Source organism: Halolamina salina, from assembly GCF_042678005.1.
GTDB classification, from domain to species: Archaea; Halobacteriota; Halobacteria; order Halobacteriales; family Haloferacaceae; genus Halolamina; species Halolamina salina.
In genome coordinates this window covers 1,958-7,909 of record NZ_JBHUDH010000070.1, presented here as the reverse complement: position 1 = coordinate 7,909, position 5,952 = coordinate 1,958, and the positions used below count along the sequence as shown (strand labels likewise).

Here is a 5,952-nt window from a genome sequence, read left to right as displayed (position 1 = left end):
CGCGTCGTCTACCGGCTCCCGCTTGGCGGGCTCGGTCGGGCGCTGGGACCGCTCGGCGTCGTCGGCTTCGAGCCGATGTTCCGCTACCGCCACCGGCAGACGAAGAAGCTGCTGGAGTAGCGACGTCTCACACGGCGGCCGGCAGCAGCGCCGTCACGAACACGACGCCGAGCCAGCCGGCGGCGTTCCACCACGGCACCCCGCGGACGCGCGGGCCGGGGAGGGCGTCCGCGTACGCCCACGCGCCGTCGCGGACCGCGCTCGGTTCGACCGCGGCGTCGGCAAGCGTCGCCAGCACCGCGGCCAGCCCGGCGACGGCGACCGGACCGTCGACGATCAGCGACGCCGTCCGGACTGCGAGGTAGACGACGGCGGGCCACGCGAGCAGGATCGAGACGGGGACGCCGACGAGTCGCGGGCGGAGGTAGTGGGTGAACAGCCCGGCCCGGATCGCGGGCGCCTCGACGGCGAACGCGACCGCGATACCGCCGGCGAACAGCACGACCGTCTCCGAGGGCGGCCACGTCAGCAGCGCGTGAAGCAGCGTCGCGAGGAACAGCGCGATCTGGCTCCCGACGTAGCGCCGCGCCGTGGCGTCGTCGATGGGCCGGCCGGCCGTGGCATCGGTCGAGTCAGTCACGGTTCCGTGCCTCGGCAGTGAGGTAGATGCCCAGCAGGACGACGGCACCACCGACGATCGTCGTCGGCGTGGGCACCTCGCCGGGGAGGAGAAGCAGCGCGAGCACCGTGCTCCCGACTGGCTCGCCCAGCAGGCTGACCGAGACGACGCCGGACTCGACGTGGGCGAGCGCCCAGTTGATCACGGTGTGGCCGAAGATCCCCGGGCCGACCGCCATCCCGAGGAACAGGAGCCACTCGTGGCGCGGGTAGTCGACGAGCGGGGCGCCCTGTGCGACGGCGACGACGAGCAGGACGACCGAGCAGGCGACGTACACCACGACGACGTAGGGGACGAGCGAGACGCGCTGGCGGAGCGACCGTCCGGCGAGTACGTAGGCGGCGGCGCAGACGGCGCCGACGAGCGCGAGCGCGTTGCCGTACGTCCCGGTTCCCGCCAGTCCGTCCGAGCTGCCGAACCCCATCGCCGCCAGCAGCGGGTCGCCCAGCGACATCGTGGCGGCGCCGAACAGCGCCACGAAGATCCCGACGAGCATCCGCCGGGTGAGCCGCTCGTCGAGCAGCGCCCACGCGCCGACGGCGACGAACAGCGGCTGGCTCTGGACCAGCGTCACGCTGGCGGCGACGGAGGTGTGGTTCAGGCTCTCGAACCACGACGCGAAGTGTAGCGCGAGCGCGACGCCGGTAAGCCCCGCGACCCCCAGATCCCGGAGCTCGATCGCCCGGAACTCGTGGCGGTAGCGGCCGACCGCCCACGGCAGCAGGAACGCGGTCGTGAACACCACCCGGTAGAACGCCTTCACGACGCTCGGCGCGCCCGACCAGCGGATCAGGATGGCGCTGGTGCTGACGGCGACGACGGCGACGGCCAGCGCGGCCATCGGCGGCACTCGCTCCTCGACGGCGGCGAAGGACACGCCGAACGCTCCTCTCGCCGGGCGCTTACCCGTTTCGAAGGGAGCAATCCAGTGTCCTCCCCGGCCGATGTGGTCGTCAGAGGGACCGTCGTCGTCGGGCGATACTGACTCACGTAGCGAGGACAAGAGACAATCCTTAAGTCCGAACCGGGACCTACGTGGAAGTGCCCGCCCTTAGCTCAGACTGGTAGAGCAGCCGACTGTAGATCGGCTTGCCCCCCGTTCAAATCGGGGAGGGCGGATTTCTCCTGCGAACGGAGTGAGCAGAGAAATCCAACTGAGCCGATTTGAGCTTGTGAGTCGCAGCCGACGAGCGTAGCGAGTCGGATCGTCTCACAGTGTTCAAATCGGGGAGGGCGGATTTCTCCTCCCGACGCTCGATCGACGAGCAACGCGTATGTCGTCGACGCCGATGGTCCGAGCTCACGGGCTAAATGACGTCCCGTTCGCGGAGCGCCTCGATCGTCGCCTCGTCGACGCCGACCGATTCGAGTACCTCTCTCGTGTGTTCGCCCATCCCCGGAAGCCCGGAATCCGGCCCGCGCCGGCGTTCGGGCGTCGATTTCGCGGGGAAACCGACCCGAGGCACACCAGACCCGTCGTCCTCGACGATTCCGCGACTCCTGATGTGGGGATCGCCGATCGCCTCCTTCGGCGTCCGAACAGGTGCGAACATCACGTCCTGCTCACCCAGTTCCTCCTCCCACTTCGCCTGCGTCTTCGACCGGAACGTCGTCGCGAGGGTCTCCCGGACCGCCTCCCGAACGGCCTCGTCCTCGGCGTGGTGGTTCTCGATCAGTTCGGGGTGATCCAACGCCTCACAGAGGGTCCGCCAGAACTTCGGCTCGAGCGCGGCGATCGAGACGTATCGGTCGTCCGCGGTCCGGTAGAGGTCGTAACAGGGGAGCTTCCCGGTCAGTTCTGTCCCCCGCGGCCGTGGATCGCCCCCGGCGAACGCCGCCGACGCCACCGGCTGTGCGAACGACAGTATCGCGTCGGTCATCGAGACGTCGACGAAGCTCCCGGCTCGGTTACCGAGCGACCGACTGAGCAACGCGCTCACGACACTGAACGCGGCGAAGAGGCCGCCGGCCATGTCCCCGATGGGGTAGCCCGGGATCGCGGGCTTCCCGTCGGTCCGTTCCCGCGTCATGTCGACCAGCCCCGCGACGCTCGCGTAGTTGAGGTCGTGCCCGACCCGATCACGGTACGGCCCCGCCTGTCCGTATCCGGAGAGCGAACAGTAGACGATCTCCGGATTGTGCTCGCGAACCGACTCGTAGTCGATGCCGAGTTTCTCGGCGACGCCCGGCCGGAACTGCTCGATCACCACGTCGGCCTCCGCGACCAGTTCGTGGAAGAGTTCGCGCCCGTCGTCGTCCTCGAGGTCGAGCGTGATGCTCCGCTTCCCCTCGTTGACCGCCGCGAAGATCGTCCCGACGCCGTCCGGCGTCTTCGGCGCCATGGACCGGGCGTAGTCACCGACGCTCGGCTCCTCGACTTTGACGACGTCGGCGTTCATGTCCGCGAGGAGCTGCGTCGCGTACGGGCCCGGTAGCAGCCGCGTCAGGTCGAGAACGCGAACCCCCGTGAGATCCATACGCCGTCTCCACTGCGAACACGCTTAAAAAGTGGTCCCGCGGGGAATCTGTCTCACCGTCTCCCGATGGATCAGCGGTGTCGGCGACGAGCCGACTGCCTACGAATCCGGATCGGCCCACGGGTCCTCAGCGTCCGTGGGCTCCAGTGCCCGCTCGATGTCTGCCTCGTCGAACTCTGTCGAGGACAGCACCATCGCGAGGCGCTGCCAGCGGGCGCTGAGGTCGCCCTCGCCCTCGGGCCCCACGCGGGCGCCGTGGGTCTTGAAGAACTCCGTGCCGCGGTCGCGGCGCGACCCCTCGCCGGTGTGGCCGTCGAACACCGCGTCGAAGCGGCCGCCGGGTTCGAGGTCGCTGACGGGGAAGTCGTGGCTCGGTTCCTCGCCGCGTTCGTGGGCCTCCGCGCGGCGCTCCGCGACGGCGCCGAAGTACTCGTCGGCGTTGGCGGCCTCACGGGAGGACTGCGCGCGGGCACACGCGAGCGCCGCGTGCACGGCACAGAGGCGGCCGCGCCACTCGTCTGGCTCCCAGCGTTCGGTCGCCAATTCCTCGTAGCGCGCCACCTGCGTCGCGACGTCCTGCCCGGCCCGGAGGTCCTCGACGACGTAGAGGTTCAGCCGCTCCCAGAGGTTCCAGCCGAACCCCGAGCGCGCGAGCTCCCACGCCGCCCACGCCGCGATCTCCTCGTCGGAGCGCCGGACAGCCTTCTGGAGCAGGCTGGAGACGACGTACCGACTGAAGCCGCCGTCGGTCTCGTCGGGGTCTTTCTCCTCGCCGAAGTCGTCCTCGCCGGTCGCTTCCGGCGGCCGATCGGTCTCCAGCGTGCCGTCGCTGCCGAACGTCGCCTGTCGCTCGTCGCCCATGTGCTCGTCGCCGGCGGCCGGCGCCTAAACGCTCTCGGTACGGCGGGTGGCCGGCGTCGATCCGCCGGTGCCCATATCCCGACTCACTCGGTCGTCGTCGCTCCGTCTCCGTCGTCGCTCACGTCGGCGTCGCACCCCTCGTCGCTGCTCGTGTCGCCGCTCGGTTCGTCAGTCTCCTCGCCGACGACTGTCTCGTGGACACGAACGCCCTTCTCCGCGAGGTGGCGCATCTGCTTGCGGGCGAACTCCTCCTCGCGGGTGCCGTGGGTCGCGAGCACGACCACCTCCGCGCGCCCGACCGGGCGCATCGTGCGGCCCGCGCGCTGGGCGCCTTGTCGGCGGGAGCCGCCGAGCCCCGACGCGACGACCGCGAGTTCGGCGTTCGGGAGGTCGATCCCCTCGTCGCCGACGCGGGAGACCACGAGCGCGTCGCGCTCGCCCGTGCGGAACGACTCGAACAGGCGCTCGCGCCGGTGGTGGGGCGTCTCGCCGGAGACGAACGGGGCGTCGAGTTCGTCGGCGATCGCCTCGCCCTGATCGAGGTAGTCGACGAACACCAGCGCCTTGCCGTCGTGGTCGGCGAGCAGTCGGCCGATCTCCTCGATCTTGCGGGGATTGGTGGCTGCCAGTTGGTGGCGCTCGCGGCCGTCGGCGCTGGCGTACTCGTTCTCGGCCAGTTCGTCGTCCCACGGGAGGTAGCGGAGTTCGACCTCGGGCTCGGCGACGAAGCCGGCGTCGAACAGCGCCGACCAGTCAGTCCCGAGCGGCGGGCCGATCAGCGTGTAGATGTCGGTCTCGTCGTCGCTCTCCCGGACCGGCGTGGCGGTGAGGCCGAGGCGGTGTTTGCTCTGCAGCGCCGCGGACCGTCTGAACACCGGCGCCGGGACGTGGTGGGCCTCGTCGAACACGATCAGCCCCCACTCGCGATCGTCGAACAGCGTCCGGTGGCGGTCCATCCCCGCGATCTGGTAGGTGGCGATCGTGATCGGCCGGAGCTGCTTCGCGCCGCCGTGGTACTCGCCGACCTGCTCCGGGTCGACGGTGGTGTGGCGCTCGATCTCCTCGCGCCACTGTCCCGCGAGTTCGCGGGACGGAACGAGAATCAGCGTCTCGCCGCCGACTGCCGCGAGCGCGCCGAGCGCGGCGACGGTTTTCCCGGAGCCGGGCGGGCCGACGAGGACGCCGGCCTGCTTCTCGAGGAAGCTGTCGACCCAGGACTGCTGGTACTCCCGGAGGTCGGTCGTGAGTTCGGCGTCGATCGGGTCGCCGCTCTCGAGGTCCCGGTCGTCGACGACCGGGTAGCCCGCCTCGTAGAGCGTGCGCTTGATGTTCGCGATGGCGTCCTCGTTGACCCACGCCTCGGTGTCGGAGATGGGCGCCCGGATCGCGTCGTCGTCCAGTTTCTCCATCGCGACGTTGCCCATGAGGTCGTCGGTGGCCGCGGTGAGGACGGTGTAGCCGTCCTCGTGGGTGTCGAGCCGGAAGCGGTTGGCCCGTTTCCACTGGCTCTCGACCCACTCCTCCAACCCCTCGTAGCGCCGGGGGAACACGCCCCGCATCGTGAGGATCAGGTCGGCGACGCCGTCGAAGGGGGCGGACCAGACGTCCTCCGGGCGAATTCGGTAGAGGTAGCCGCGCGTGCCGGGCTCGGTGCCGGTGGTGTCGACGAGGTGGGCGAACTGCGAGAGGCGGGCCTGCGTGTACTGCGTCGGACGGTCGACGACGATCTCCCGCCGTTCTGGGAAGACGACCACGCGCTCGCGCGAGGCCAGCTCACCCCACTCCGTCGGGTACCAGATCACGGGGTCGTTCTCCACGTCGACGCGTTCGAGCAGCCCCTCGTCGGCGAGCCGGGAGAGCGCGTTATCGGCATCGGCTTGGTTGGCGTCGAGGCGGCGGGCGAACTCGCCGGCCGTCAGCAGCGGCCGACCCTCC

Annotated in this window: 5 protein-coding genes, 1 tRNA gene and 1 pseudogene; 2 read left to right on the top strand and 5 right to left on the bottom strand. The window is 70.2% G+C overall.

Annotation, left to right across the window (positions count from 1 at the left end; all coding sequences use genetic code 11):
* Nucleotides 1-120 (top strand): annotated as a pseudogene (locus ACFR9S_RS07570) (SRPBCC family protein); the annotation flags it as partial.
* Between the two features lie 7 nt (nucleotides 121-127).
* Here ACFR9S_RS07570 and ACFR9S_RS07565 read toward each other — a convergent pair.
* Both ACFR9S_RS07565 and ACFR9S_RS07560 read right to left on the bottom strand, forming a co-directional pair.
* Nucleotides 128-640 (bottom strand): carotenoid biosynthesis protein, encoded by a 513-nt coding sequence (locus ACFR9S_RS07565; RefSeq protein WP_379818365.1) that lies wholly within the window; start codon nucleotides 638-640, stop codon nucleotides 128-130.
* Nucleotides 633-1,520, bottom strand: a complete 888-nt coding sequence (locus ACFR9S_RS07560; protein WP_379732255.1) for a DMT family transporter — start codon at nucleotides 1,518-1,520, stop codon at nucleotides 633-635. The genes ACFR9S_RS07565 and ACFR9S_RS07560 overlap by 8 nt, the downstream gene beginning before the upstream one ends.
* 204 nt (nucleotides 1,521-1,724) lie before the next feature.
* Here ACFR9S_RS07560 and ACFR9S_RS07555 point away from each other — a divergent pair.
* Nucleotides 1,725-1,798, top strand: a tRNA-Tyr gene (locus ACFR9S_RS07555).
* A gap of 188 nt (nucleotides 1,799-1,986) precedes the next feature.
* On the opposite strand, the gene ACFR9S_RS07550 is transcribed toward ACFR9S_RS07555, so the two are convergent.
* The 3 genes from ACFR9S_RS07550 to ACFR9S_RS07540 form a co-directional block, all read right to left on the bottom strand.
* On the bottom strand, nucleotides 1,987-3,156 hold the full coding sequence (locus ACFR9S_RS07550; RefSeq protein WP_379732254.1) for a CaiB/BaiF CoA transferase family protein: 1,170 nt from the start codon (nucleotides 3,154-3,156) through the stop codon (nucleotides 1,987-1,989).
* A gap of 99 nt (nucleotides 3,157-3,255) precedes the next feature.
* Nucleotides 3,256-4,017 (bottom strand): hypothetical protein, encoded by a 762-nt coding sequence (locus ACFR9S_RS07545; protein WP_379818364.1) that lies wholly within the window; start codon nucleotides 4,015-4,017, stop codon nucleotides 3,256-3,258.
* Nucleotides 4,018-4,100: 83 nt separating this feature from the next.
* The coding region (locus ACFR9S_RS07540) for a DEAD/DEAH box helicase (protein WP_379818363.1) at nucleotides 4,101-5,952 on the bottom strand (1,852 nt) is incomplete at its 5' end.